We start from the raw sequence: 24,697 nt of genomic DNA, 5'->3' as shown, positions 1-24,697 counted from the left end.
TGTGATACACGACACCCGCCCCCGATCAAGTGGATCGGGGGCGGGTGTCCGTATCGGCCCGGCCCTGTTCGGAGAGCTCACGGTGTGGGCGTCACCGCCGGGCCGCAGGTGTGTGTCAGAAGACCGAGACGCCGTACGCGCTCAGGGCCTCCACGACCGGCTGGAAGTAGGTGACGCCACCGCTGGTGCAGTTGCCGCTACCGCCCGAGGTCAGGCCGTGCGCGGTGGTGCCGGAGTAGAGCGAGCCGCCGCTGTCGCCGGGCTCGGCGCAGACGGTGGTGCGGATCAGACCGGAGACCGAGCCCTCGGCGTAGTTCACCGTGCTGTTGAGCGCGGTGACCCGGCCGGAGCGGGTGCCGGTGGTCGAGCCACGACGGGTGACGGTCGCGCCGACGGCCGGGGTGGCCGCCGAGGTGATGTCGACCGAGGTGCCGACGCCGCCGGTCTTGGTGATCGTCGTGTTGGTGTAGCGGACGATGCCGTAGTCGTTGCCCGGGAAGCTGGTGCCGGCCCGGGTGCCGAGCGTGACCGAACCGTTGGTCCAGGTCGAGGAGATGTTGGTGCAGTGGCCGGCGGTCAGGAAGTAGTTCGTGCCGGCGCTGTTGCGGACGTTGAAGCCGAGCGAGCAGCGGCCGCCGCTGGGGGCGTAGATGGCGTCGCCACCGGAGATGCGCAGGCTGAGCTTGCCGGGGACGCTCTCGACGCGGGCGGCGTCGCCGAGCTTGGCGACGGTCGCCTGGACCGCGGCGAGCTTGGCGCCGGTGATGCTCTCGTCCACCGAGACGACGACCTGGTTGGTGACCGGGTCGATGGCGAACGCCGTGCCCGGCGTCTTCAGGTTGACCTTCAGGTTCTCGTCGGCGGCGGCGAGCGTGGCGCCGCTGCGGGCGACGTAACGCGCGGTGGCGCCGGTGGCCTTCACCTCGGCGGCGGTCGCGGCGTCGGTCACGTTGACGACGAGCCGGCCGGCGTCGTCGATATAGGAGCCCGCGTCACGGACGCCGAGACGGGCGTCGAGGGTGTTGGCGAGGGCCGTCGGGTCGGCGATCGGTGCGGCCGCGGCGGGGGTGGCGGCGAGTCCGCTTCCGACGAGGATGCCCACGGCAAGGCCGACGATCGGTCGGCGAAGCTTCGGGTTTAGCACGTTTCCTCCCAGGGGGAACGGGTAGGGGCCGGTACGCCCGATCCGGCGTACCGCGTGCTCGCAAGTATTTAAATCTCTCAATCGACTGGCAAGAGCTGTGAACGATCACCGAATGGCGATCAACAGCGCCGTGAACTGCGGAAACACGCCTTGCATATCGCGGACCTATTACCCGTTCGGGATGAAGCTGGAGGAAACGCAACCGGCCGGTGACCCGAGGTCACCGGCCGGCGCGGCGGCTACATCGACACACGTGAACGGCCTGCTTACCGCTCGACGACGACGATCGGGGCGTCGTCGGCGAGCCGGTAGCCCAGGCCGTACACCGTGGTGATCAGCTCCGGGTCGTCGAGTTTGGTCCGCAGGCGGCTGACGTGCACGTCGACCGTGCGGTTGGTGGTGTGCCGGTGCCCCCAGACGTGGGTGAGCAGCTGCGAACGGCTGAACACCTGACGCGGGTGCCGGGCGAGGAAGAGGAGCAGGTCGTACTCCAGGCGGCTGAGCTCCAGCAGCCGGCCGCCGCGGAACGCGGTGCGCGCCCGCGGGTCGAGACGGATCTCGGCGGCGTGCTCGACGGCCGGCGCTGAGACGCCGTCCACCTCGACAGCGGCGGCACCGGCCGCGTCCACCAGCTCACGCAGCGCCGCGAGCACCCGCTCACGGCCACCGACCCCGCCCGCGATGCTGATCGTCAGGGTGACGGGCGCCTGGTCATCGTCCACTTGCTGCTCCGGCGGCGGATCGGGCACGGGCCGTAGCAGGACCGGGCGGGGGTACGTGGCGTGCGGGTGGGCGACAGCGAGAGCGGACACGGCTTACTCCTTCACGGTGGGTGGGGCAAGGATACATTTCCTATCAGTTAGATAGGCAGTGGCAGGCATCATATCCTCCGTGGTGACAATTCCCTATCGGATAACTAGGATATGGCGTACGCGCCTGGTCCTCGACCGGCACTCCAGAGAGGTCGCACCGACATGACGGGAATCGTGGTGGTGTCCGGCAACCCCCGGACCGGATCCAGGACGTCGACGCTGGCCGTCGCGGTCGGCGAGGCCATCGCCGAGCAGCTCGGCTCCCCGCAGCCGCACGTCATCGAGGTCGGCTCGCTCGGAGCCGGCCTGCTCACACCGGGCGACGAGGCGACGAAAGCCGCCGTCGCGGTGATCAGCGAGGCGAATCTGCTGGTCGTCGCCACTCCCACCTACAAGGGCGGTTACACCGGCGTGCTCAAGGTGCTGCTCGACCAGCTCCCGGCGCAGGCGCTGTCCGGCAAGCTGGCCGTCCCGGTGGTCACCGCCGGTGTCGCTCCGCAGGCCACCGCGGCCGAGACGCTGCTGCGCCAACTGCTGGTCGAGCTGGGCGCCATCGTGGTCCGGCCGGGTCTCCCGGTGGTGGAGAGCGACCTGCCGGAGTCCACCGCCATCGCACAGAAATACGCCGCCGCCCTCGACTGGTGAGGGCGACGGCGTATTCGCGGAGTCAGCGTGCGGTCAACGTGTAGGTCCGTTCGGCCGCCTGGTTCCACACGTCGGTGAACCGGATCGTGAAGGTGTAGGTGGCGCCCGCCGGGCTGGTCGACAGGCCGCTCAGTAGGCCGTCCATCGACAGGCTCAGCCCGGCCGGCAGCTCACCGGACGCCAGCGTCCAGACCCCGTCGCGGCCGTCGGCGAGCTCGAACCGCTGCTCGAACTCGACGTCGTCGATCAGGTCGGGCAGTACCTCGGTCTGGATCACCGGCAGGTCCGCCACCACCGGGATCACCACCCGCCGGGTGACCGCCTGCGGCACGTAGTCGGTGAACCGGACGGTCACCGTGTACCGGCCCGCCTTCTCCGGTGTACCCGAGATCACCCCGGACGAGGAGAGCGAGAGACCGGCCGGCAGGGTGCCGGAGTCGAGTTTCCAGCCGCCCCGGCGCCCGGCGGTCAGCGCCAGCCTCGTCGAGTAGGGCACACCCACCGCGGCCTGTGGGGTCTGACCGGTGGCGATCACCGGCGCCTTGGGCGGGGCGGGCACGAACAGGAGCCGGTTCGGCGACCCGGCGCGGTCGGTGACCTTGCCCTTCGTCGCGTTGGCGATCAGCTTGGCCTGCACCTGGGCCGGAGTCAGAGCCGGGTCGGCGTCCAGGAGCAGCGCGGCCGCCCCGGCCACGTGCGGTGACGCCATCGACGTACCGCTGTATTTGGCGGTCGCGGTGTCGCTGGTCGAGACCGCGGACTTGATGCCGACACCGGGTGCGAAGAGGTCCACCCCGCCGCCGTAGTTGGAGAACGACGCACGCCGGTCGCGGCTGTCGGTCGCTGCCACGGTGATCGCCTGCGGCACGCCGGCCGGGCTGCCCAGCCGGGCGTCGACGTCCTCGTTGCCGGCCGCCACCACGTAGGTGATTCCGGCCGCGATCGACTCCTCGACGGCCCAGTCCAGCGCCGGGCTGTAACCGCCGCCGAGGCTCATGTTGGCCACCGCCGGCAGGTCGGCGTTCTGGGTCACCCAGTCGATGCCGTCGATGATGTCCGAGATGAAGCCCTCGCCGGCACAGTCCAGCACCCGGACCCCGACCAGCTTCACCTTCTTGGCCACCCCGTACGTGGATCCGCCGATCGTGCCGGCGACGTGCGTACCGTGGCCGTTGCAGTCGTCGGCGTCCGTGTCGTGGCCGACGAAGTCGTAACCGGAGACGGCCCGCCCGCCGAACTGCCGGTGACTGGTCCGCAGGCCGGTGTCGATGACGTAGGCGTGCACGGAGTCGCCGTCGGCGGACGGCCGGTAGCTCTTGGAGAGCGACTTCCCGCGCTGGTCGATGCGGTCCAGGCCCCAGGCCGGGTTCTTCTGGGTGCCGGTGAGGGCGACCTTGCGGTCCGTCTCGACGTGCCGCACCGACGGATCGTTGGCCAGCCGGCGGGCCTGGGTGGCGGTCATCTCGGTGAGGTAGCCGGGGAAACTGCGGAACTGACGCAGCAGACGACCGGCGAGCAGGCCGGGCGCACCGTCCCGCAACGTGACGATGTAGCGGCCGGTCGGCTCGGAGTCGGCGGCGTGCGCCGGTACCGGGGAGACGATGACGGAGGCGGCCACCGCCGCGGCGATCCACTTACGCATGCCTGGGGTGATCGGACGCCGCACGCCCACCTTGAGAAGAGCCTTGAGAGGAGCCTTGCGAGCAGGCCTCGAGAAGTCAGGCGCGATGGGCGAGCAGAGCCAGGCGGACCCGGTTGGGGCTGCCGGTCTTGGTCATCAGCGCGGCGATGTGGGTCTTCACCGTGGTCACGCCGATGTGCATCCGCTCGGCGATCTCGGTGTTGCTCAGGCCCTCGCCGACCAGGCCGAGCACCTCCTGCTCGCGGGCGGTCAGCCCGTCGACCCGGCCGCGGGGCTCGGGGCGGGCGTCGACCGCCCGGCGGACCAGCCGGCGCAACACGTCCTGGCTGAACGGGCTCTCCCCGGTCGCCGCCTGTCGGATGCCGTGCAGCAACTCCTCCGGCGGGGCGTCCTTGAGCAGGAAACCGCACGCGCCGGACTGGAGAGCCGGATAGAGGTGGTCGTCGTCACCGAACGTGGTGAGCACCAGCACCCGGGCCGACGGACGGGCCGCGATGATCCGGCTGGTCGCGGTGATCCCGTCGACACCGGGCATCCGCAGGTCCATCACGATCACGTCGGGTAGCAGGCGGGCGGCCGACTCGACCGCGGCCCGCCCGTCACCCGCCTCACCGACCACCTCCATGCCGGGCTCCGCGTCACAGAGCATCCGCAACCCGGCCCGGATCAGCTGCTGGTCGTCCACGAGCAGCACCCGGATCATCCCGGCAGCACCGTGCTCACACGCCATCCCTTCCCCTGCGGGCCGGCGGTGAGGGTCCCGCCCAGCACCTCGACCCGCTCCCGCATACCGGTGATGCCGTGACCGCCGCCGAGCGGGACGTCCCGCGGGCCGGCCGGCACGCCACCGTCGTCGGACACCGCCCATTCCACACCGGAATCGGACCGGGCCACCCGCAACGCGGCGGTGGCGGCCGGGCCGGCGTGCTTGGCCACGTTCGTCAGTGCCTCCTGGGTGAGGCGGAGCACGGCCAGACCGCGAACCGCGTCCAGCGAGCCGATCGCCGGGTCGATCTCCGCCTCCACGATCACCCCGGCCAGGCGGGCCTTCTCCACGGCGCCGGCCAGTGCGGCGGGCAGCGCGGACGGTTCGATCGCGGTCAGCGCGGCGTCACCCCGTACCCCCTCCGGGTCTCGAAGAACCGCGACCAGCTGCCGCAGATCGGTCAACGCCTCCGTCCCGGTCCGGTGAACGTCGTCGAAGACGGCGGTCACCAACGGATCGAGATCCGGAAGGACATGCCGGGCCACGCCGACCCGCAGCACCACCGACGCGATGTGGTGGGCGACCACGTCATGCAACTCGCGGGCGATGGCGGCACGCTCGTCCGAACGGGCCGCACGCTGCTCCGACTCGGCTCGGCGGGCGGCCTGCAGGCCCAGCTCGTGGGTGGTCCGGCCGACGATGCCGAGCAGGATCGGCAGGCCCAGGCTGGTGCCCAGGCCGACCAGCGCCTCACCGGCGCCGACCCCCGAGCCGGGCAGCCCGAACGCCAGGTAGACCGCCGAGACCAGGCCGGCACCGGCCGCCACAAACCAGAACCGGGGCGCCCAGAAGGCCAGCTCACCGAGGGCCCACGCGGTGCCGACCTGGTTGATCGTCGAGTCCTCCAGCGTGGCCAGGGCGACCCCGAAGAAGAAGGTCTGCACCAGCAGATTGATCGGCTGCCGGCGGTGCAGCAGGATGCCGGACGCGAAGGCGAGCCCGGCCAGCACCCACTGCGGCCCGGTCGGTGGCGTCTGGGTGCCACAGATCACGAGCAGGTACGCCACCCCGCTGAGGATCAGCAGCAGCATCCGCGGGAGTGTCTCCCGCGCGTTGAAGAGGCGGCCCGCCCAGCTCATGCCGGTCAGCCTAGGCGTTCCGGCCAGCGGGGCCGCACCGCGAGGTAGGCGGCCAGCCCGAGCGGCCCGAGCATGATGGTGAGGAACAGGATCGGGGCCATCAGCAACACCGGAATCCCGCGCTCCCGGCTGTCCAGGTAGGACCAGCGGCCGACGAACAGGTCGAAGGCGATCATGTGGGCCCATCCGGCGGCCGCCCCGGCCGGGGAGCCGAGCAGTCCGGCCACCCCGTCCAGGGTCGGGTTCGACACACTGGCCCAGACGTTCGCGAAGTCCGGGACGATCAGCGCCGCGTAGATCGCCACGATCGGCAGCACGATCAGCGGGCTGCGCACGATCCGGGTGGTCCACGACCATTTCGGCAGCAGGATCATCAGCGCCCAGAACGGCGCCGCCAGCAGGAACGTCAGATCGAACAGGGTTCCGGTCACGCCCGGCTCCGGGTGGCGACGAGACTCGCGACGGCGGTCACGGCCGCCAGTGCGGCGAACGCGGCGAGGGTGAGCCCATCGGGTTTCAGCAGCGGTTGCGCACGGAGCGCCTGCCAGGTCAGAAGCAGCACCAGTACGGCGTACGCGCTCCCGCCGATCAGCACAAGCCGCGACCGTGCCGTGTCCGCCAGCCGGGTCCACCGGGCGAGGCCGTAGGCGAGCAGCGGAATCACCTGCAGGGCGTGCAGCCCGACGAAGTGGCTGATCCGCAGATCGCCGCCGGTGGTGCTCCACCCGGTGAGTGGCATACCCGGCCCACCGTCGGCGACGCCGACCGAGTGCGCCCCGATCAGCCCGCTGTCGGTCATCTGCGAGGTCATGATGAACGCCAACGCCATACCGAGCAGCGAGACACCGAGCCCGAGCCGGATCGCGTAGGAGGCGGCCCGATCGGGGATCCGCTGCCGGAGCGCGGCGACCGAGATGACGACCTGCGCGATGAAGAGCACCATGATCGAGGCGCCCATGATGTCCCACAGCACCTCGTTGAACGGCGTGCTGACGTTGTAGTGGCTGGTCGTCCCGCGGATCACCTGGGTGACGATGATGGCCAGCTCGGCGACCGCCACCCCGACGATGACGATCCCCGAGATCTCGGCCGGGCGGCTGCGCCGGGGCAGGACCGCCAGCATCCAGGCCAGCGTCCAGCCGTAGACGACGAACGAGACCGCGAACTTGAACGGCTTGAGCCAGATCGGGACGCCGGTGAGGATCCGGTCGTCGATGAAGATCCCGGCCAGGGAGACGATGGCCAGCACCGCCGACGCGGCGGTGAGCCAGAGCAGTGGCCGGTTCCAGCGGACCGGGCTGCGCAGGGCGGGCAGGCTTCCCGCGGTGAGCGAATCGATGGTGGTCATGGGCTTACGTTCGCCCGTCCCGGCGCCGGAATCGTCCGTCCGGGGGCCGCATCGGCGGCCGGGCGAAGGAGGGCTTCTCCTCCTCTGGTAGGAGGCGGTGATACTGGCCCGGTGGATCACACCGCCCCCCTGATCAACTTCCCCTCCGACGACAACGGACGACGTTCCAGCACCGCGTTCGGCCGGGCCGTGGTCGCCGACGCCCTCCGTAGCGTGGACCCGGCCGCCGCGGCGGCCGCCGAGCGCGAGAGCGACTGGCGACGCGGCTACCTACGCCATTTCAAAGCCCTGGTGGAGGCCGGTCTGGCCGATGACGGCCGGGCCGGTTACGCGATCGCCGAAGCCGGCCTGGCGTCGGTGCAGGCCCGGATCCGGTTCCGCCGTGACGACGGCGAGTTCACCCTGGCCCAGGCCCTGCTGGCGGCGCCGGACCGTCCTCTGGAGACGGTCGAGGTCAAGGGGGACGCACGGCCGGAGACCGAGGTCGTCCTGCCATACCGGGGCGAACTGCTGCGCGGTGACACCCTGCTGCGTCGGCTGGACGCCTGGGTGGCCGGCGGAGTGATCGAGGAGTCGTGTGCCGACGCGGTCCGCGAGGTCGCCGGTTCACCGGACTGGCTGGACCTGAGCGATCAGACCCTGGTCGCGGCCGGGGCCGGCACCGAGATGGGGCCGGTCGGCTCGTTCCTCGGCTGGGGCGGCACGGTCCTGGCCCTCGACCTGCCCCGGGCGGACCTGTGGCAGCGGGTGCGGGGCAAGGTGACGGCCGGTCGGCTGCTCGCCCCGGCCAGTGGCTCGACTCCCGGTGCCGACCTGCTCGGTGACCTCGGCGCGGTGGCGCAGTGGGTACTCGGTTTCGACGGGCGGCTGATCCTGGGCAACTACGTGTACGCCCCGGGTGGCGCGTACCCGCTGCTCGCGGCGTCGGTCGACGCGCTCGGCACGCACCTGCGACAGCATCGGCACGACACGGCGCTGGCGTTCCTGGCCACGCCGACCGACGTGTACGCGACGCCGGCCGCGGCGGTCACCCACGCCCGGGAGCGGTACGCCGGCCGCTCCGGTCGGGCGAAGCTGGGGGCGGTGGTCTCCGGGGGCCGCCTCCTGCGCCCCAACTACGTGCACGACGGGGTGCCCGGGATCAACGACAGCCTGGTCCCGCAGCAGGGGCCGAACTACGCGCTGGCCAAGCGCATCCACCGGTGGCGGTCCACGCTCACCCGGCGCGACGGGGTGGTCAGCTTCGCGGTGGCACCACCCACGCGTACCCGATCGGTGATCAGCAACCGTCTGCTCGCCGCCGCCTACGCCGGTGCCCATCTGTTCGACGTGGAGATCTTCGAGCCGGAGACGGCGAGCCGGTTGATGGCGCTGCTCCTGGTGCACCAGATCCGCAAGCCCCGGTCGGCGGCTCCGGCGGCCTGGGCGGACGAGGCGGTCGCGGCGGCGCACGGCGGGCTGTGGCGGACCGCCTACCACCCGCGGACGGCGCTGCCGCTGGCCGCGGTCCGGGGTCTGGCGCTGCCGCGATGACGGTCGCGGGGCTGGTGCTGGCGGCCGGGGCGGGCCGGCGTTACGGCATGCCGAAGGCGCTGGTCCCGTACCAGGGACGGCTCCTCGTGCAGTGGGCCGCGGCCACGCTGCACGAGGCCGGCTGCGCATCGGTGACGGTGGTGCTCGGTGCGGCGGCCGACGAGGTCCGGGCCGCCGCACCGGACCTGCCGGCCACCGTGGTCAACCCGGACTGGGCGACCGGGATGGGTTCGTCGCTGCGGGCCGGCCTGGCCGCACTCGCCGGCACCGGCGCGACGGCGGCCGTGGTGCTGCTGGTCGACATGCCCGGAGTCTCGGTCGAGGCGGTCCGCCGGATCCTGGCCCACGCCGGTCCGGGCGCCCTGGTGACCGGCGGCTACGGCGAACGGCGTGGGCATCCGGTGCTGCTCGGTCGCGACCATTGGGCCGGAGTGTCAGCGTCCGCGACCGGCGACCGCGGGGCCCGCGACTACCTGCGGGCCAACGCGGTCCGGGTGGTGCCGGTCGGTGACGTCGCCGACGATTTCGACATCGACGTTCCGTAGTCGTACAGTCGCGCAAAATTACAGGCAACCTTTCCGCTCCGAGCACACACTTAATCAGTGGAATGCATTTCTCCATCCATTTTCAATTCGCCGGTTAATTTATTGATTAAGCGAGTTGACAGGGGTTGGTAATGGGGGTCAGCATTTATCCCGTTCCCCCATTCCCCATATCCCCTCGGAAAGGCCGATCGTGTTCAAGAATCTGCGGAACCGGTGGCGTGCCGGCGTGGTGGCGATCGCCGCGCTCGGGCTGGGCCTCGGTGCGGTCGTCTACACGCAGGGCGCCTCCGCCGCGACCTGGCCGACCGCGACCGGCACGGTCAAACTGACCGCGACCAAGGCGGTCTCCGGCACCCTCGACGGCGGCTTGAAGCGTTACGTCGGCAGCGGCGCGCTCGGCACCGACGACCAGGACGAGGGCCAGGACCCGCTGTTCACCCTGGCCGACGGCGCGACCCTGAAGAACGTCATCATCGGCTCCCCGGCCGCGGACGGCGTGCACTGCCTCGGCTCCTGCACCATCTCCAACGTGTGGTGGGAGAACGTCGGCGAGGACGCGGCCACCTTCAAGGGCGGCTCCAGCGCGAAGTACACGGTCACCGGCGGTGGCGCGAAGGGCGCCGACGACAAGGTGTTCCAGCACAACGGCGGCGGCACGCTGACCATCAGCGGGTTCGCGGTCAGCGACTTCGGCAAGCTCTACCGGTCCTGCGGCAACTGCAAGACCCAGTACAAACGGGCCGTCGTACTGAAGAACATCGAGGTCACCGCGCCCGGCTCCAGCCTGGTCGGGATCAACTCGAACCTCGGTGACACCGCCACCTTCTCCGGCATCACGATCAAGGGCGACAGCAGCAAGAAGATCGCCATCTGCGTCACCTTCAAGGGCAACAACACCGGCGCCGAACCCACCAAGGTCGCCACCTATAAGGCCAGTACCGGCGGTGACGGCACCAATTGCAAGTTCACCACCGCCAACGTGACCTACAAGTAATCGGTTCGCCGCCCCGCGGAGCGACCCCCCATCGCTATCCCCCCGCGTGAGCGCGAACCACCGATGAAACGGCCGGGCCCGATGCCAGACGGGCCCGGCCGTTCATTTCATTCTGGTGCGGCTCATTTCATTCCGGTACGGCCGACCGATCCCAGAGCTGTCCCGCACGTATTCCGGCAGCCCGGAGAGCAGGCCGGGTTCAGCGGGAGCGTAGGCGGCGGAGTATCCGGGCGTCGGTGAAACCGACCGTGCGGGCGGCGGCGTCGGTGGTCGAGCCGTGGCCGATCAGGTACTCGGCGCGTTCCAGGCGGAGCAGCTGCTGGTAGCGCAGCGGTGTGCGGCCGGTCGCGGCGGTGAACAGGCGGGTCAGGGTGCGTTCGCTCACCCCGGCGCCGGCGGCCAGGTCGGCCAGCGGCAGCGGCGCGGCGAAGTCGGCGTCGATCCGGTCCTGCACCCGGTGCACCACGTCACTGAGGTGGGCACGGTGCCGGAGCATGGCGCTGTTCTGCCGTTCGTCACCGTTGCGGCGGGCGTAGACGACCATCTCGCGGGCCACCCGGGCCGCGGTCGCCGGGCCGTGCCGCTGGGCGACCAGGTGCAGGGCCAGATCGATGCCGCTGGCGATGCCGGCCGAGGTGACCACCCGGTCGTCGCAGACGTAGAGGACGTCCCGGGTGACCGTGGCCTTCGGGTAGCGGCGGGCGAACGCCTCCTGCAGATCGTGGTGGGTGGTGCACCGGCGGCCGTCGAGCAGACCGGCCCGGCCCAGGGCGTCCGCACCGGCGCAGACGCTGGCCACGGTCCCGCCCGCGGCGTGGTGGGCGGCGATCCGGTCCAGGGTGGTCGGGGTGAAGAACCCGTAGCCGCTGCGCCAGCCCGGGACCAGCAGCAGGTCGCCGGGGTCCAGGGCGGGCCACTCCAGCTCGGCGCAGAGCGGGACGCCCTGCCAGGTCGGGACCGGCGACGCCTCGGCCACGTAGTGCAGCCGGTAGCCCGGCGCGGTGGAGAACACCTGGGCCGGGCCCGCCAGGTCGAGCAGGTGCACCTGCGGCGTCAGGACGAACAGCACCCGGCTCACGATCCGGTCACCCCCCCCCCACTCCCGCCGAACGATCCGGAGGGTCAGCCGCCGATGATCTCGGCGACGGTCTTCACGGTGGCGAAACGGCCGGACAGAGCGTAGACGGTACGGGTCGCCACGTCTGCCGCCGACAGCGTACGGGGGTCGGCCAGCAACTCCTCGACGGTCTGGTCGTCCGGGGCGTCCGGGTGCGGGATCGGGTTGGTGGCGGTCGCGTCGATCGCGAACGTCACGTCATAACCGAGGTCGGAGGCGACCCGGGCGGTGGTCTCCACGCACTGTTCGGTTCGCAGACCACAGACCGTGATCGACCGGACCCCGGCCGTGGTGAGCAGGTGCTGGAGGTTGGTCGTGGTGAACGCGTTGTGCACGGTCTTGGTCAGCAGCGGCTCGTCCGCGGCCGGCGACAGCTCGTCCATCACCCGTACGAACCCGCAGGCCGGGTCGAAGGTGTTGCCGGTGCCCGGTTCCGCGTGGACCACCCAGATCACCCGGTCGCCGGCGGCACGGGCGGCGTCGACGAGCTGCCCGACCTTCTCGACCACGCCGGGGTTGTCGGTGGTCGCCCAGAGCGGCCGGGCCCGGAAGGACTCCTGAACGTCGATCACCACGAGTGCGCTTGTCATACCTGAATCCAACGCGGCCGGTGCCGGGCGCAGAAGGCACCATCACGCCCGGCACCGGAACGATCCGGTCAGCTCACCGCTGCCGGGCCGCCGACCGCTTCCGCGCCCGGTCCAGCAGGCGGGTCACCTCATCGGCGGTGGCCGGGCCGGGAGTCACCACGCAGGCCCAGCCCTGCACCGCATAGGCCGGGTGCGGCAGGAGCCGGTCCGGCTCGGCGAAGTCGATCTTCTCCTGATGTGCGGCGAACTCCTCCGGGCCGTAGCCGAACAGGCTGCGGAACTCGTCCCGGCCCACCTCGATGTTGAGGCGGTACCGGCCGTCGGCGGAGAGCGCGGAGCGCTCGTCGAAGTCCGGGATGTCATGGCCGACGATGGTGGCGAACGGGCGCATCCGATCCTCACCGGCGAAGAAGAACCGATCACCCCAGGTGTACGGCGGCATCTCGGAGCCGTGCTCGATGCCGGTCTCGGTCACGCCGGGCAGGCCACTGATCCGGGCGGCGACAGCGGCACCCGGCCCGTGCCCGATGTGCAGGATCGCATCGCCGGCGCCGACGATCCCGGCTTCCAGCGCGAAGTGGCCGAGCAGCTCATGGGTGCGTTCCCGTAGTTCACCGGCCGGCGGCGGGAAGATGCCGGTCTCCGCGCCGAGCCGCTCCTCGTAGGTGCCCGGCTCCGGCGCGTCCAGCCCGACCTGCGAGCTGGCGCCGAGACTGCCGGCGACGAACACGTAGCGGTCGCCGAGCAGGCTCGACACGATCGCACCGGCCCCGGACCACTCGGCCGCGTAGTCGACACCCTCCCAGTGGGTCTCCCACCGGCTCGGGCCGCGCTGGAGATGGGAGTTGTGGGCGGCGACCAGGACCGGGCCGCGGTCCCGCTCGACGGCCACGATGTCGAGCAGGTTCTGCGCCATCAACGCGTCCCGGGTCTGCAGGAGGCGGGCGACCCGCTCCGACTGGGTGCCCGGATCGGCCATCGCCGCGTGGTACGTGAGCAGCCCGATCGCCGTGGACGCCAGCACCCTCGCGTGTTGCCAGGCGCGCGAGGAGGTCTCCTGGATGAGGCGGGGCGCGTGGCCGTACAGAATGGTCGTCAAATCCTCCGCCAGACCTCGCAGCGCGGCCGCCTCCGGTGAGCGGCCGGGTGATCGCGTGGCGTCGTACATGATCTCCGGCGCCGTCCATCGGGCGTCGTCGCCGGCGAGGTCGTCGATCCCGGGCGCCTCGACGCCCAGGTAGTCGCGAAGTCTCCGCAGGTAGGGGGCCGGACTCGGGGCGGCCTCGATCTCGGTCGGGGCATCGAAGCCGTGGAACGTGACGCGCTCCGCCGGTGGGTGGACGGCATTGTGGGCGCGCAGCTGGTCGATCAGATCGCGGGTGGCCGGATGGGCGCCCCAGCCGTGGCTGATGCCGGTGGCCAGGTCCAGTTGGTCGGTGCGACCCTGCACGTAGTCGTCGACGGCGAGCGCGGCGGCCCGGTCCGATTCGATCGCGATCGAGCGGAAGCCCTCGCCGACGAGGGTCTCGAAGATCCGGTTACGGAGTCCGGGGAACGCCGGCTCACCGTGGTAGGGCTCGCCCAGGCCGAACAGGAGCGGGCGGCGCGCGGAGATCAGGGATCGCAGCTCGGTGTCGAAAGCCATGACCTCAACCGTATCGTTGAACCAGCGGTTGAAGCTTTCGATCGATTCTGCTGGGGAGATCCTGCTGAAGTCTCAAAACGGGGTTCATCGGCCGGTGGATCTGGCGCGGGTGCACGGGCTGTCCGCGCAGGCGGTGCGCAACTACGAGGAGGCCGGGGTGATCCCACCGGCCGGGCGCACGGCGAGCGGTTACCGGGTCTACACCGACGACCACGCCGGTGCGCTCGCCGCCTACCTCGGGCTCCTTCCGGGGTACGGCTATCCGGCCGCCGGCGAGATCATGCGAGCGGTGCTCCGCGCCGATCTGGACGCCGCGCTGGCCGTGATCGACGCCGCCCACGTGCAGTTGCGCCGCGACCGGGACACCGTGACCGCGGTCGCCGCCGCCCTGGTCGAGACCCCGGCGCCGGGGCACCTCCCGGACCGGCCGGTGTCTGTCGGCGTGCTCGCCCACCGGCTCGGCGTCACCCCGGCCACGCTGCGCAAATGGGAACGCGCCGGGATCCTCGCGCCGAGCCGGGCCCGGACCGCCCGGGTCTACTCCCCCGACGACGTCCGCGACGCCGAGCTGGCCCACCTGTTACGCCGGGGCGGCTACCTGCTCGGGCACATCGCGACCGTGATCGAGCAGGTCCGCGCGGCGGGCGGACCAGGACCGCTGGCCGCCTCGATCGCACAGTGGCGGCAGCGGCTCACCGCCCGCGGGCGGGCCATGCTGACCGGTTCCGCCCGGCTGTCGGACTACCTGGACACACACGCCGCCCCGCCCGTGGGGGATACGGGCGGGGCGGCGGTCTCAGGCGAGGATCAGCGAGGGTAGTCGCGGTAACTACCGGTGTAGTAGTCGCCGACCTGCTCCCGGTACTCCGGCGTCTCGAAGGTGTCCTTGTCGTACTCCGGAGAGCTCTTGATCTGCTCCTTCGTACGGTCCACGTACACCTTCCGCTCGTCGTGATCGAACGTCTGGACCGTGCCGGCCGGGAGGAGGACCTTCCGCCCGAAGATCCACGGTCCGGTGTCGACCACCAGGAACGAACTGCCGACGTCGTAGCTGGCCTTGTCGATCGAGCCGATGTGGCCATCGGTGGCCTCGACCTTGTAGCCGACCAGGTCCACGCCGGTCGTCCCGTACTCCTCGGCGGCCTCCGCGGTCACCGGGTCATTGCCCAGCGGCGACGGTTCGCGCCATGTCCACGGAGTGAACGGCGTCGGTTGCATAACGGCCTCCTCAGATCGATGAATTCGCCGTTGTGGAACCGGTACCCGCTCCCTTCGCGGCCTAACCCACCGAATCAGCGGAGAATGTCGCCACCGCCGAGTGCGCCCAGCTCAGCGCGGTCGGGCAGCCCCTCACAATCACCCGGGACGGTGACCGCGAACGCGCCGGCCGCGATCGCCGTCCGCAGCCGCCGCCCCGCGTCCGCCCCGGCCAGCCGGTCGGCCAGGTAGCCGGCCACGAACGCGTCCCCGGCCCCGACCGTGTCGACAGCCGTCACCGTCAGCGCCGGAACCGCATGCCGTTCCCCGTCGATCAGGGCCACACAGCCGCGCGCGCCGTCCTTCACGATCACCTCGGCCGGGCCCAGCTCGGCCAGCCCGTCCACCGGATCGTCGGAGTCCACGAAGAGCGCCGCCTCCTCCGGCGAGGCGAACACCACGTCGGCCCGGGTCACCAGGTCACGCAGCACCGGCGCGGCGTCGAACACCGACCACAGCTTGCCCCGGTAGTTGACGTCCACCGACACCGGCACCCCCGCCGCGCGGGCCTCCTCGACGGCGTGGAACACCGCCGCCCGGCAGGTGTCACTCAGCGCCGGGGTGATGCCTGTCACGTGCACGATTCCGGCCGCGGTGATCTCCGCACGGGGCACGTCGGCCGGTGTCAGGCGGGAGCCCGCGCTGCCGGCCCGGTGGTAATCGGCCTGGATGAACCGGCTCGACCGCTGGTAGCGGATCATCAGGCCGGTGTGCGCCTCGTCGGGGACGGCCAGGACGCGTATGCCCGCGGCGCGCATCCGAGCCGCGATCAGTGCGCCCGTCGCATCCGGGCCGAGCCGACCCAACCAGGTCGCCTCCCCACCGAGGCGGGCCACGCCGATCGCCACGTTGCTCTCCGCCCCGGCCACCCCCAGGGTGAAACCACGAGCCCGGTCGAGCGGGCCGATGCCGTCGGCGACGAAGATGCCCATCGACTCGCCGAGGGTGAGCAGGCCGGTCATGAGCGGGCGTAGGCCACGGCGTCGACCGCGTGCCGGGCCCGGGCGGCCAGGGCGGTGAGACTGCCCCCGGTGGCGGCATCGCCGATCAGCGGCCCGCCGACCCCCACCGCCACCGCACCGGCGCTCAGCCACTTCGCGATGTCGTCCAGGCCGATGCCGCCGGTCGGCATGATCTTCACGTCCGGCAGCGGGCCACGCAGGTCCTTGAGGTAGCCGGGGCCGAGGCCGCCGGCCGGGAACAGTTTGATCAGCGAGGCGCCGGCCCGGTGCGCCGCATACACCTCGGAGGGGCTGAACGCGCCCGGATAGAACGGCACCGGCTGCGGGCCGAGACCACCGACCGGCGCCACCAGGAAAGCCGCGCCCGCACCGACCGCGGCCTTCGCGTCCTCCTCGGTCAGGATGGTGCCCGCGCCGACCACCACCGAATCGGGCAGCTGCCGCCGCAGGCCGGAGATCGCCTCCAGCGCACCCTTCGAGGTGAGGGTCACCTCCAGCGCGGTGACACCGGCGGCGACCAGGACGTCGGCCACCGCCGAGAAACCGTCGGCGGTCGGCGCGCGCAGGACGGCGACGAGCCCGCTCTCGGCGATGGCGGCGGACACGGGATCGAGTGCGAGTTGATCGGTCACGGCCTCGATAGTGCCCGATGCAAACGTTTGCAGAAAGAGGGCGTCTCAGTTCTGCTCGGTGAGGTCGGACGGATCACGCAGCCGGGACCGCCCGTTCAGCGACGGCCTCGGCGGCGTCGCCACGATCCCCAACTCGTCCCGGATCGCCGCCTCGAACTGCTGCATCACCAAGGGCACCTGCGCCAGCAACTCCCGGAAGTGGGTCTGCGGCTGCACCCCGACCACCCCGGCCGGATTCATCTCACCGTGCAGACGTTCCAATTGCAGATGTACGGCCAGAGCCGCGCTCCGCACCGGCCCGGAGGCGAGCAGGCGCACCGGCATCAGCGCCGGGCCGACCTGGTCGACGTAGACGATCGCCGCCGGCGGTTTCTCCCCGGCGTCGAAACTGGTCCGCAGCCGGTGAATGGCGTGCTCGAACGCGGCGAGCAAGCGGACATACGCCTCCTTGCGTTCCTCATACCACTGCCGGTCCCGGCGAGCCCGGATCAGCAGGGCGTTGTTACGGGTGAAGACGAAGTGCGCCGCCGCGGCACCGACGAGTGCGAACACGACCGCCACGAGAGGCAGGCCCCACCACGGGATCTGAGACACCCGCTTACCGTATCGAGCCGCGCGGACGAGCGGCCCGTCAACCACACCCCTGGGCGAGCGTCACATCGATGGCCCGAGCCGCCGCCTCCGTCGCCCGAGCCGGTCCCAGCAGCTCACCATGCCTGCGCAGGACCGCCACCCGCTCCGAGCCGAGCCGCTCCGCCACCGCCTCCCGGGCGCGCCGCAGCCGGGCCGCCTCCGCCGGATACACCGCGGCCACCGGAAGCGCCCCGTCCAGCACGGCCGCCGCCTCATCCGCCCCGACCCGGGCCAGCAGCACCAGCAGATTACGCAGCGCGGCCGTGTGCAGGGTGTCGTTGCCGGCCCGCCGCCACAGGCGCAGCACCTCCCGGAACTCGGCCAACGCCGGCCCCGGCTCGCCGTGCCGGCTACGCACCGCCACCGCCGCCGTCCCGGCCGCCGCCTGAAACAGCCTGTCGTCCACCGGCCCGGCCAGCTCGACCGCCTCGGCCAGCAACGCCAGCGCACACACCGGGTCGGTGTCGCCGAGCGCCTCGCCCAGCCCGTACCGCGCCTCAGCCCGTGCGCTCGGATTCCCCGTCGCGTCAGCCAGCAGCACCGCCTCACCGGCCACCGCCGTCGCCTCCGCCACCCGGCCCGACCAGGCCAGCACCAGCGCCTCCCCGACCAGCCCGGACACCCGGTGCACCGGATGCCCGTCCATCGCCCGGTAGTGCGCGAGCGCGGTGTCCGCCTCGCACGCCACCAGGGCCACGTCACCGAGTACCTCGTGCGCGGCGGCACCCGGTGGATCGGCACGCCCGGCCAGCTCCCGGGCCTCCGCCAGGTCACCCCGGCCCCAGGCGTGGGTGGCCGCGGCGGCGAACGCGTCCGGATGCGGCGGGCCGTCCAGTGCGGCACGACCCCAGGCCAGCACCTCGTACTGCTGGCAGCGGTATCCGTACCGGTACATGGCGGCGGCCAGCCGGACCCGGACGGCCGGTTCGCCACGTGCGAACGCCAGCCGCAGGTCGGGCAGCAGGGCATCGACCTCCCGCACCGCGGCGGCCTGATCCGGCCCGCGCATCCGCCCGTCGAGATCGATTGCGGCGGCGGCCATCGCCTCGGCGTGCCGCGCCTCGGTCGCCGCCCGATCGGCGCCGGGACTCTCCGACGCGAACGCCCGGACGGTCTCCAGCAGCCGGAACCGCCCCGGCCCGTCCCGGACCACGAGCGACCGGTCGACCAGCCCGGCGAGCAGAGCCGCGACCGGCGCACCCGACGCCGATCGGGACGCCGACACCGCCTCGGCCGCGGCGACCGTGAACGTCCCGGCGAAGACGGCCAGCCTCTGGAGCAGGCCGGCCGAAGGCTCGTCGAGCAGGCCGAACGACCACGCCACGACCGCCCGCAGGGTCCGGTGCCGGGGATCGGCGGCGCGTGAGCCCCGGCTCAGCAGGTCCAGCCGGTCGTCGAGCCGGGCGTGCAACTCGGCCACCCCGAGCGCCGCCGCCTGGGTGGCGGCGAGTTCGATCGCGAGCGGTAGCAGATCGAGCCGCTCGACGATCTCGCCGACCAACTCCGACTCCGGCGCCCCGGCCCGCTCGCAGAACAACCGTCGACCCACGTCGGCGGCCAACGGCCCGAGCCGGAGCACCTGTTCACCATCCACCCGGAGACTCTCCTGGCTGGTCACCACGAGCCGGACCCCGTGTAGGGCCACCGCCAGATCGGCCGCCGTCCCGAGCACGTGCTCACAGTTGTCCAGCACCACGATCCGATGCCGGGCGGCCGCCGCGGCGATCACCGCGAACGGATCGTCGGCTGGAGCGACGCGTGCCCCCACGCCGACGGCCAGCGCCTCGACCAGGTCCTCCGCCCGAACCCCGGCGGCATCCACCCAGGCCACCCCGGCAACGGCCCGAACGGTCTCCGCCACCAGCCGGGTCTTCCCCACGCCGCCGGGCCCGACCACGCTGACCAGTCCCGGCCCGGCCAACAGCGCGGCGAGCCGTTGCTGCTCCTCAGCCCGCCCGAGAAACGAAGAGAACCGCAGCGGTACGCCCGAACCCGCCCCCGCCAACCCCGGACCGCCCCCGGGAGCCGCCCCGACCGCCCCGAACGGCCCCTGAGAACCGGCGGGCCCGCCGACCCCCGGAGCCGGCCGGGTGGAGAGCGGCGAGGGCGGCGCCGGAGTGCCGGGGAGAAGCGCGGACAGCTCGGCGGCGGCCGGAACCGAGGTGGGCGACGCCGCGGCGAGCACGGGCTCGGGTGGGGCTACGGCGGTGCCGACAGGCGCGGATGGTTCTGCGGCGGCAGGAAGAGGCGGGCGGAGGATCGTCAGCTGGGTTTGGCGCACCTGGGCCGAAGGGTCCAGGCCCAGGCGGTCGATCACCGCGTCGGAATGTCGGCGTAGCACCTCCAGCGCGTCGGCTCGGCGGCCGGCGGCCGTCAGCGCGCCGGCGAGGGTGACCGCGCCCTCCTCCCAGCAGGGGTCCGCGTCGACCGGCGGCTGAAGTAGCGTCGCCGCCTCGGTGGCGGTCAGTGCGGCGGCGTGTCTGACCAGCATCGTTCGGTACAGCCCGGTGAGGCGGGCGGCGGCGGCCCGGAACGGGTCGCCGGGGAACTCCGGGAGTGGATCGCCTCGCCACAGCGCGACCGCCTCGGCGGCACCGGCCGGATCGTGGGCGAGGTCTTCCAGGTGGAGGGCGTCGACGTGGGACCGGGGCAGGTCCAGGCGGTAGCCGGCCGGGCCGAGGGTGATCCGGCCCGGGGTGGCCAGGCGGGAACGCAGCCGGGCCACGTGGGACTGGAGGCTGTTGCGGGCCGACGCCGGTGGCGACTCGGGCCACAGTGCGTCGGCCAGAGCGGACACGGTGACGGGTCGGCCGGCGTTGAGGGCGAGGGCGGCCAGGATGACGCGCTGGGACGCGCCGGCGAGGACGACCGGACCGTCCTCGCCGTCCACCTCGAAAGGCCCCAGCACTCGCACCAACACGAGAACGACGGTAGGGCCGGCCCCTGGGGCAGGCGCAACCCGGAATCGGGGACCGGACAGACCGATCAGGTGACACCCCGGAAAGCGGCCGGATCAGCGCTCAACAACGACCGGATCAGCGCTCGACAAAACCGGATCGGTAGAGTGAAGAAGATGCGGCAACCAGGTCAGCGCAGGCGATAGAAGCGCCAGAAGTCGTTCTCGACGGGGAGGACCGAAGGCTCCGCGAAACCCGCGTCGCGCGCCCACCCGAGCAGCGTCGGCGCCCGCAACACCGTGCCGTTGGCGATGACCGGGTTCTCGGCGCGGGTGGCCGGCAGGCAGTGCAGGACGCTGAAGGCGTACTGGAGCCGTTCCACCTCTCCGGCCGGCGCGGTGAACTCGTCGGCCACCCGCTCGTCGGCGACCAGCACGCTGCCGCCGTCGGTGAGCAGGTCGCGGGCGTTGCGGAGGACCCCGACCGGGTCGCCCATGTCGTGCAGGGCCTCGAAGATCGTGATCAGGTCGTAGGCGCCGCCGGCCGCGGCCGCGTCACCGGTGGTGAACGTGACGCGATCGGCGACGCCGCCCTCGGCCGCGACCCGACGTGCCGCGGTGATCGAGTCCTCGTCGAGGTCGACGCCGCGGACGGTGATCGCCGGGTAGGCGCGGGCCATCGCCACCGACGAGTGCCCCATGCCGCAGCCGAGGTCGAGGACGGCGGCCCCGGGCTGGGCGCGCAACCGCCGGTCGATCTCCGGCACGGCCGGCAGCCATTCCCCGGTGAGCAGGTGGGTGAACATCGGCCGGTTGAACCCGGCGATGCCGTGTCTGATGTGCCGGTACTCGGAGTAGGGCACACCGGCCCCGGTCCGGAACGCGTCGATCACGGTCGGCGTGAGCAGGGCCGCCCCGAGGGCGAATTCGGCCGCCGCGCCCGCGTAGTCCGCCCCGTCCTCGTCGAGCAGAACCGCCGCGGTGCCGGGTGGGAGGGTGAAGACCCCGCTGTCCACGGTCAGGAATCCGGCGGCGGCCTGCTGTTCCAGCCACTCGCGGGCGTACCGCTCGTCGATGCCGGCGGCTTTGGCGAGTCCGGCCGGGTCGTGCGGCCCGTCTCGGAGCGCCGTGTAGAGGCCGAGTTCGCGCCCGAGCTGAACGGTGAGGAGTTCGGCGGCGCCGATGAGGGCGTCGAAGAGCCGGGTGGCGAGATCAGGTGAGGTCATTCGCCGAGCGTGCGCCCTCCGGCGTGCAGCGCGCGTGCAGAACGCTTGACCTCAAGCTTCATTCAGCTTGCAGACTGCACCTCATGAGAGCTGCTGTCTTCGATGAGTACGGGCCGCCAGCGGTGCTCCGGATCGCGGAGCTGCCGGATCCGGTGCCGGGGCCGGGCGAGGTGCTGGTCCGGGTGCGGGCGGCCGGTGTCCAGCCGTTCGACGTGGCCGTGCGGCGCGGAACGATGCCGTGGGTGCAGGCGAGATTCCCACAACAGATCGGGCAGGAGTACGCCGGAGTGGTCGAGGCCGTGGGCGAGGGCGTCGACACTTTGACTCCCGGCGACGAGGTGCTCGGTTCGACGATGTTGAACGGCGTGGCCGAGCTGCTGACGGTCCCGGCCGGGAACGTGGTCGGCAAGCCGGACGGCCTCGACTTCCCGACCGCGGCGGGCCTGGTCGCGGCCGCCCAGACGGCGAGTGGCGCCCTGCTCGAACTGGGCGTGACCGCCGGTGACGTGCTGCTGGTGCACGCCGGGGCGGGCAGTGTGGGTACCGTCGCGATCCAGCTGGCGAGGCTCGCGGGCGCGACCGTGATCGGCACGGCGAGCGTGGGCAATCACGACCACCTCCGGCGACTGGGGGCGGTCGGTGTCCCGTACGGCAGCGAATTGATCGAAGCGGTGACCGAAAGCGGTCTGAAGCCGACGGTCGCTCTCGATGCCGCCGGAGGCGAGGCGATCGCGCAGTCGATCGCTCTGGGGGTCGCGCCGGAGCGGGTCGGCACGATCGTCGACGACAAGGCCGCAGCCGAGCACGGCGCCGCGGTGGTTCGGGCCGGCCGTTCACCGGAGCGGCTGGCCAGTGTGATCGCGCTGGCCGCGGCCGGGCAGGTGGTGATGCCGGTGCGCGTCTACCCGTTCGAGGAGATCGTGGCGGCGCACGCGGCCGTCGAGTCCCGGCACGGCCGCGGCAAGGTGGTCGTGACGGTCACCGATTGATCCACACCTCCAGCCCGTCCCGGTCGCGATCACCCTCCGCGATTATCCGGTGTTCGCCGGTCAGCGCAGGTAGACCAGCCCGTCCAGCACCACCGACGGTCGACCCGAGGTGCCTTCGGCCTGCACCCGCACGGTGTGCGTGCCACTGCCGCGCCACGATCGTGTCCACACCGCGCGCCCGTTCCCCGCGTTCGCCGAGCGCAGATCCACGACGCCCGCGAACTCCTCGTCGACATAGATCCGCACCCGCCCGGAGGCGTCCGTCCGGCTCGCCACGACGGACGCCGAACTTCCGGTGAAAGTCCAGCTCAGCGACGCTCCGGCGGCCGATCCGGCGACGGCTTCGCCGCCGAGGAATCCCTGGTCCCGCACCGTCCGCCAGGTCCCGGTCCGGGTCGCCTCGGCCTCGGTCAACAGCACGGGGGTACGGGTGACCGAATCGCTCGACGAGTTTCCGGCGCGGTCGGTGGCCGTGACCGCCCAGGTCGACGGCTCGCCGAGTCGGGCCGTGGCGGTGTGCTGCCGGGTGCCGCCGGACAGGTTGGTGGTGTCCGCGCCGGTGACCCGTACCGACTTGAGGCCAGAGGTGTCGGTGGCCGCCCAGCCGACCCGCACCGGGGCCGACGCACCGATCACGCCCTCCCGCAGTGCCACCAGCGGCGGCTGGCCGAACTGTGGGGCCACCGGGTCGACGATCACCTCGGCGCTCGTGGTGGCCACCTTGCCGGACAGGTGCACGGCCTTCACGGTGACCTTGTGCTCACCCGGCTCCATCGGCGCCGCGACCTGCCGGTGCCCGCTCGGCGCCGCCGCCGACAACCGGCCGTCGACCCACACCTCGAAGCGGTCCATCATCCGGGTCGGCGTGGTCAGGTCCCACGCCGGTCCGGCCGGGCCCTTCGTGTAGAACTTCCCGCCGTACGCCGTCGCGCCGTTGACCTTGCGGAATCGCAACCCGGCCGGTGCCGCGCCGGCCGCCGCCCGGATCGCCGGGAGTTGCGCGTACAGCGCGTTTCCGGGGCACTCGGTGCGCCCGGTATCACGGTGGCCGGAGATCCGGTTCAGCAGCGCGGTGCGGCCGGCCGGAAACCTGTCACTGCCGCCGGAGACCAGGCCGACCCGGCCCAGGGGCGGATTGCTCCAGGCGCCCAGTTTGTACGCGGCCAGCTGCGCCACCGACGCGCGGGCCGCCGTCGGGATCGCCGTCGACCGGTAGTCGCCGATCACCGCGACGGCGCTGGCGTTCGCGTTGAAACCGAGGGTGTGCGCGCCCAGGACGGACCGGTGCACCCCGCCGCCGCGACCCTCGAAGATCCGTCCGCACTTGTCGACCAGGAAGTTGTAGCCGATGTCGTTCCAGCCCTTGCTCTTCACGTGGAACCGTTCGATGCCCCGGACGATGCTCGCCGATTCGGTGCAGTCGTAGCCGTTACCGGTCGCCGTGTGGTGCACGAAAACGATGTGCACCGCGCCCGTGTACTCCGGTGGCTCCTTCACGATCGACTCGTCGGCGGCCCAGCCGGATCGGGTCACCAGCCGGGGAACCGGGCGGACCGGGAGAACCACCGGGACCTCGGCCGTCTTTCCGGCCGGTCGGTCCGCGCTCCCCGACGGTTCCTGACGGGCGACCGGGGTCATCGCCGGGGGCGCGTCGGTCTCGGGGGCGTCCGGGTTGATCAGGTCGACCCGGAGTCCGGCCGGCATCGCGGTGTCGCCGATGGCGGTCATCCGGGCCTGGACGCCGTCGGACGGGCCCACCCAGAGCGGGTCGCTGCTGCCGCGTACCCCCGGTCCACCCGCTGAGGCGTCCGGGTTGTCGGTCTCCAGGAGCCGCCAGGTGGACCAGGTGCCGGTGCCGAGACGCCTCGTCCGTACCTCGATGGTTCCCTTCGGCATCGAATCCGGATCCGCCCAGGTGACGCCGACCAGGCTGAACGGCGCGGTGGTCCGCCGGGCGAGTTCGGCGGTGCGCGGCGCCGCCGGGGCCACCGCCGACCTGGCCGCGATGGTGTGTCCCCCGGTCAGGCGCATGCCGGACTCCGCCAGACCGAAGGTCTGCAGGACCGGATCGGGCCCCGCGGTTCGGGTGGCGGTGACGGGTGACCGCATGGCGGCACCGGATCCGGCGATCACGACGGTGAGCGCCGGAAGCAGGGCGACAAGACGTGCGGTGGGCCGTGAGCGGCGCATATGAACTCCCCGGCCACCGGCATAAGGGGTCATTTCGGATGCGCCGGCGACC

The 24,697-nt window shown here is 72.0% G+C and carries 23 protein-coding genes; 6 read left to right on the top strand and 17 right to left on the bottom strand.

All coding sequences use genetic code 11. The annotated features are described in order from the left end of the window. Positions 1-115 precede the first annotated feature (115 nt). Positions 116-1,144, bottom strand: coding sequence for a S1 family peptidase (locus Q0Z83_RS51865; protein WP_317790951.1), 1,029 nt, complete (start codon positions 1,142-1,144; stop codon positions 116-118). A gap of 266 nt (positions 1,145-1,410) precedes the next feature. After that, the gene (locus Q0Z83_RS51860) at positions 1,411-1,956 is read right to left on the bottom strand and encodes a winged helix-turn-helix domain-containing protein (protein ID WP_317790950.1); all 546 of its coding nucleotides are present in this window, start codon (positions 1,954-1,956) and stop codon (positions 1,411-1,413) included. Between the two features lie 162 nt (positions 1,957-2,118). Here Q0Z83_RS51860 and Q0Z83_RS51855 point away from each other — a divergent pair, with 162 nt between their 5' ends. Next, positions 2,119-2,601: an NADPH-dependent FMN reductase gene (locus tag Q0Z83_RS51855; RefSeq protein ID WP_317790949.1), complete on the top strand. Its 483-nt coding sequence runs from the start codon at positions 2,119-2,121 to the stop codon at positions 2,599-2,601. 22 nt (positions 2,602-2,623) lie between these two features. On the opposite strand, the gene Q0Z83_RS51850 is transcribed toward Q0Z83_RS51855, so the two are convergent. The 5 genes from Q0Z83_RS51850 to Q0Z83_RS51830 form a co-directional block, all read right to left on the bottom strand. Continuing rightward, positions 2,624-4,243, bottom strand: coding sequence for a S8 family serine peptidase (locus Q0Z83_RS51850; RefSeq protein WP_317790948.1), 1,620 nt, complete (start codon positions 4,241-4,243; stop codon positions 2,624-2,626). A gap of 76 nt (positions 4,244-4,319) precedes the next feature. Next, complete coding sequence (locus Q0Z83_RS51845) at positions 4,320-4,946, bottom strand: response regulator transcription factor (RefSeq protein WP_317790947.1); 627 nt, start codon at positions 4,944-4,946, stop codon at positions 4,320-4,322. Then, entirely contained in the window at positions 4,943-6,088 is a 1,146-nt protein-coding gene (locus Q0Z83_RS51840; protein ID WP_317790946.1) for a sensor histidine kinase, read from the bottom strand. Before Q0Z83_RS51840 ends, Q0Z83_RS51845 begins: the two co-directional genes overlap by 4 nt. Positions 6,089-6,093: 5 nt before the next feature. Further along, positions 6,094-6,519, bottom strand: a complete 426-nt coding sequence (locus tag Q0Z83_RS51835) for an ABA4-like family protein (protein WP_317790945.1) — start codon at positions 6,517-6,519, stop codon at positions 6,094-6,096. Continuing rightward, positions 6,516-7,436 carry a hypothetical protein gene (locus Q0Z83_RS51830; protein WP_317790944.1) on the bottom strand — a complete coding sequence of 307 codons (921 nt, stop codon included), beginning with the start codon at positions 7,434-7,436 and terminating at the stop codon, positions 6,516-6,518. Before Q0Z83_RS51830 ends, Q0Z83_RS51835 begins: the two co-directional genes overlap by 4 nt. Before the next feature lie 111 nt (positions 7,437-7,547). Here Q0Z83_RS51830 and Q0Z83_RS51825 point away from each other — a divergent pair, with 111 nt between their 5' ends. From Q0Z83_RS51825 to Q0Z83_RS51815, 3 genes are all read left to right on the top strand, one after another. Beyond that, positions 7,548-8,969, top strand: a complete 1,422-nt coding sequence (locus Q0Z83_RS51825; protein ID WP_317790943.1) for a hypothetical protein — start codon at positions 7,548-7,550, stop codon at positions 8,967-8,969. Beyond that, positions 8,966-9,514 carry a nucleotidyltransferase family protein gene (locus Q0Z83_RS51820; protein WP_317790942.1) on the top strand — a complete coding sequence of 183 codons (549 nt, stop codon included), beginning with the start codon at positions 8,966-8,968 and terminating at the stop codon, positions 9,512-9,514. The genes Q0Z83_RS51825 and Q0Z83_RS51820 overlap by 4 nt, the downstream gene beginning before the upstream one ends. A gap of 190 nt (positions 9,515-9,704) precedes the next feature. Then, on the top strand, positions 9,705-10,508 hold the full coding sequence (locus Q0Z83_RS51815) for a pectate lyase (protein WP_317790941.1): 804 nt from the start codon (positions 9,705-9,707) through the stop codon (positions 10,506-10,508). Between the two features lie 199 nt (positions 10,509-10,707). Here Q0Z83_RS51815 and Q0Z83_RS51810 read toward each other — a convergent pair whose 3' ends face one another. The 3 genes from Q0Z83_RS51810 to Q0Z83_RS51800 form a co-directional block, all read right to left on the bottom strand. Then, on the bottom strand, positions 10,708-11,586 hold the full coding sequence (locus tag Q0Z83_RS51810) for a GlxA family transcriptional regulator (RefSeq protein WP_317790940.1): 879 nt from the start codon (positions 11,584-11,586) through the stop codon (positions 10,708-10,710). Between the two features lie 44 nt (positions 11,587-11,630). Continuing rightward, positions 11,631-12,215 (bottom strand): isochorismatase family protein, encoded by a 585-nt coding sequence (locus Q0Z83_RS51805; protein WP_317790939.1) that lies wholly within the window; start codon positions 12,213-12,215, stop codon positions 11,631-11,633. Between the two features lie 73 nt (positions 12,216-12,288). Further along, positions 12,289-13,860, bottom strand: a complete 1,572-nt coding sequence (locus Q0Z83_RS51800; protein ID WP_317790938.1) for a DUF6194 family protein — start codon at positions 13,858-13,860, stop codon at positions 12,289-12,291. Between the two features lie 58 nt (positions 13,861-13,918). Here Q0Z83_RS51800 and Q0Z83_RS51795 point away from each other — a divergent pair, with 58 nt between their 5' ends. Beyond that, the gene (locus tag Q0Z83_RS51795) at positions 13,919-14,680 is read left to right on the top strand and encodes a MerR family transcriptional regulator (RefSeq protein ID WP_317797363.1); all 762 of its coding nucleotides are present in this window, start codon (positions 13,919-13,921) and stop codon (positions 14,678-14,680) included. Here the strand turns inward: Q0Z83_RS51795 and Q0Z83_RS51790 are convergent. The 6 genes from Q0Z83_RS51790 to Q0Z83_RS51765 form a co-directional block, all read right to left on the bottom strand. Then, a complete protein-coding gene (locus Q0Z83_RS51790; protein ID WP_317790937.1) occupies positions 14,668-15,078 on the bottom strand; it encodes a PRC-barrel domain-containing protein in 411 nt (136 codons plus the stop codon). The genes Q0Z83_RS51795 and Q0Z83_RS51790 overlap by 13 nt on opposite strands. Positions 15,079-15,152: 74 nt before the next feature. Next, positions 15,153-16,079: a sugar kinase gene (locus Q0Z83_RS51785; RefSeq protein WP_317790936.1), complete on the bottom strand. Its 927-nt coding sequence runs from the start codon at positions 16,077-16,079 to the stop codon at positions 15,153-15,155. After that, a complete protein-coding gene (locus tag Q0Z83_RS51780; protein WP_317790935.1) occupies positions 16,076-16,711 on the bottom strand; it encodes a bifunctional 4-hydroxy-2-oxoglutarate aldolase/2-dehydro-3-deoxy-phosphogluconate aldolase in 636 nt (211 codons plus the stop codon). Before Q0Z83_RS51780 ends, Q0Z83_RS51785 begins: the two co-directional genes overlap by 4 nt. 45 nt (positions 16,712-16,756) lie before the next feature. Then, complete coding sequence (locus Q0Z83_RS51775) at positions 16,757-17,305, bottom strand: hypothetical protein (RefSeq protein ID WP_317790934.1); 549 nt, start codon at positions 17,303-17,305, stop codon at positions 16,757-16,759. Positions 17,306-17,342: 37 nt separating this feature from the next. Then, entirely contained in the window at positions 17,343-20,264 is a 2,922-nt protein-coding gene (locus Q0Z83_RS51770; RefSeq protein WP_317790933.1) for an AfsR/SARP family transcriptional regulator, read from the bottom strand. A gap of 167 nt (positions 20,265-20,431) precedes the next feature. Next, the gene (locus Q0Z83_RS51765; RefSeq protein WP_317790932.1) at positions 20,432-21,466 is read right to left on the bottom strand and encodes an SAM-dependent methyltransferase; all 1,035 of its coding nucleotides are present in this window, start codon (positions 21,464-21,466) and stop codon (positions 20,432-20,434) included. An 83-nt stretch (positions 21,467-21,549) separates the two neighbouring features. Here Q0Z83_RS51765 and Q0Z83_RS51760 point away from each other — a divergent pair, with 83 nt between their 5' ends. After that, the gene (locus Q0Z83_RS51760; RefSeq protein WP_317790931.1) at positions 21,550-22,455 is read left to right on the top strand and encodes an NADP-dependent oxidoreductase; all 906 of its coding nucleotides are present in this window, start codon (positions 21,550-21,552) and stop codon (positions 22,453-22,455) included. Positions 22,456-22,515: 60 nt separating this feature from the next. On the opposite strand, the gene Q0Z83_RS51755 is transcribed toward Q0Z83_RS51760, so the two are convergent. Beyond that, the gene (locus tag Q0Z83_RS51755) at positions 22,516-24,645 is read right to left on the bottom strand and encodes a peptidoglycan recognition protein family protein (protein WP_317790930.1); all 2,130 of its coding nucleotides are present in this window, start codon (positions 24,643-24,645) and stop codon (positions 22,516-22,518) included. Positions 24,646-24,697 lie beyond the last annotated feature (52 nt).

Origin of the sequence: Actinoplanes sichuanensis, from assembly GCF_033097365.1 — a bacterium.
Classification (GTDB): domain Bacteria; phylum Actinomycetota; class Actinomycetes; order Mycobacteriales; family Micromonosporaceae; genus Actinoplanes; species Actinoplanes sichuanensis.
The sequence above is the reverse complement of the archived record's forward strand: the minus strand, read 5'-3'. Positions and strand labels throughout refer to the sequence as shown.

What these genes read in the sequence shown, in the direction of transcription:
- Q0Z83_RS51855 (WP_317790949.1), top strand. Translation starts at nt 2,119, where the DNA reads ATGACGGGAATCGTGGTGGTGTCCGGCAACCCCCGGACCGGATCCAGG.
- Q0Z83_RS51850 (WP_317790948.1), bottom strand. Translation starts at nt 4,243, where the DNA reads ATGCGTAAGTGGATCGCCGCGGCGGTGGCCGCCTCCGTCATCGTCTCC.
- Q0Z83_RS51845 (WP_317790947.1), bottom strand. Translation starts at nt 4,946, where the DNA reads ATGATCCGGGTGCTGCTCGTGGACGACCAGCAGCTGATCCGGGCCGGG.
- Q0Z83_RS51840 (WP_317790946.1), bottom strand. Translation starts at nt 6,088, where the DNA reads ATGAGCTGGGCGGGCCGCCTCTTCAACGCGCGGGAGACACTCCCGCGG.
- Q0Z83_RS51830 (WP_317790944.1), bottom strand. Translation starts at nt 7,436, where the DNA reads ATGACCACCATCGATTCGCTCACCGCGGGAAGCCTGCCCGCCCTGCGC.
- Q0Z83_RS51820 (WP_317790942.1), top strand. Translation starts at nt 8,966, where the DNA reads ATGACGGTCGCGGGGCTGGTGCTGGCGGCCGGGGCGGGCCGGCGTTAC.
- Q0Z83_RS51805 (WP_317790939.1), bottom strand. Translation starts at nt 12,215, where the DNA reads ATGACAAGCGCACTCGTGGTGATCGACGTTCAGGAGTCCTTCCGGGCC.
- Q0Z83_RS51800 (WP_317790938.1), bottom strand. Translation starts at nt 13,860, where the DNA reads ATGGCTTTCGACACCGAGCTGCGATCCCTGATCTCCGCGCGCCGCCCG.
- Q0Z83_RS51790 (WP_317790937.1), bottom strand. Translation starts at nt 15,078, where the DNA reads ATGCAACCGACGCCGTTCACTCCGTGGACATGGCGCGAACCGTCGCCG.
- Q0Z83_RS51785 (WP_317790936.1), bottom strand. Translation starts at nt 16,079, where the DNA reads ATGACCGGCCTGCTCACCCTCGGCGAGTCGATGGGCATCTTCGTCGCC.
- Q0Z83_RS51765 (WP_317790932.1), bottom strand. Translation starts at nt 21,466, where the DNA reads ATGACCTCACCTGATCTCGCCACCCGGCTCTTCGACGCCCTCATCGGC.
- Q0Z83_RS51760 (WP_317790931.1), top strand. Translation starts at nt 21,550, where the DNA reads ATGAGAGCTGCTGTCTTCGATGAGTACGGGCCGCCAGCGGTGCTCCGG.
- Q0Z83_RS51755 (WP_317790930.1), bottom strand. Translation starts at nt 24,645, where the DNA reads ATGCGCCGCTCACGGCCCACCGCACGTCTTGTCGCCCTGCTTCCGGCG.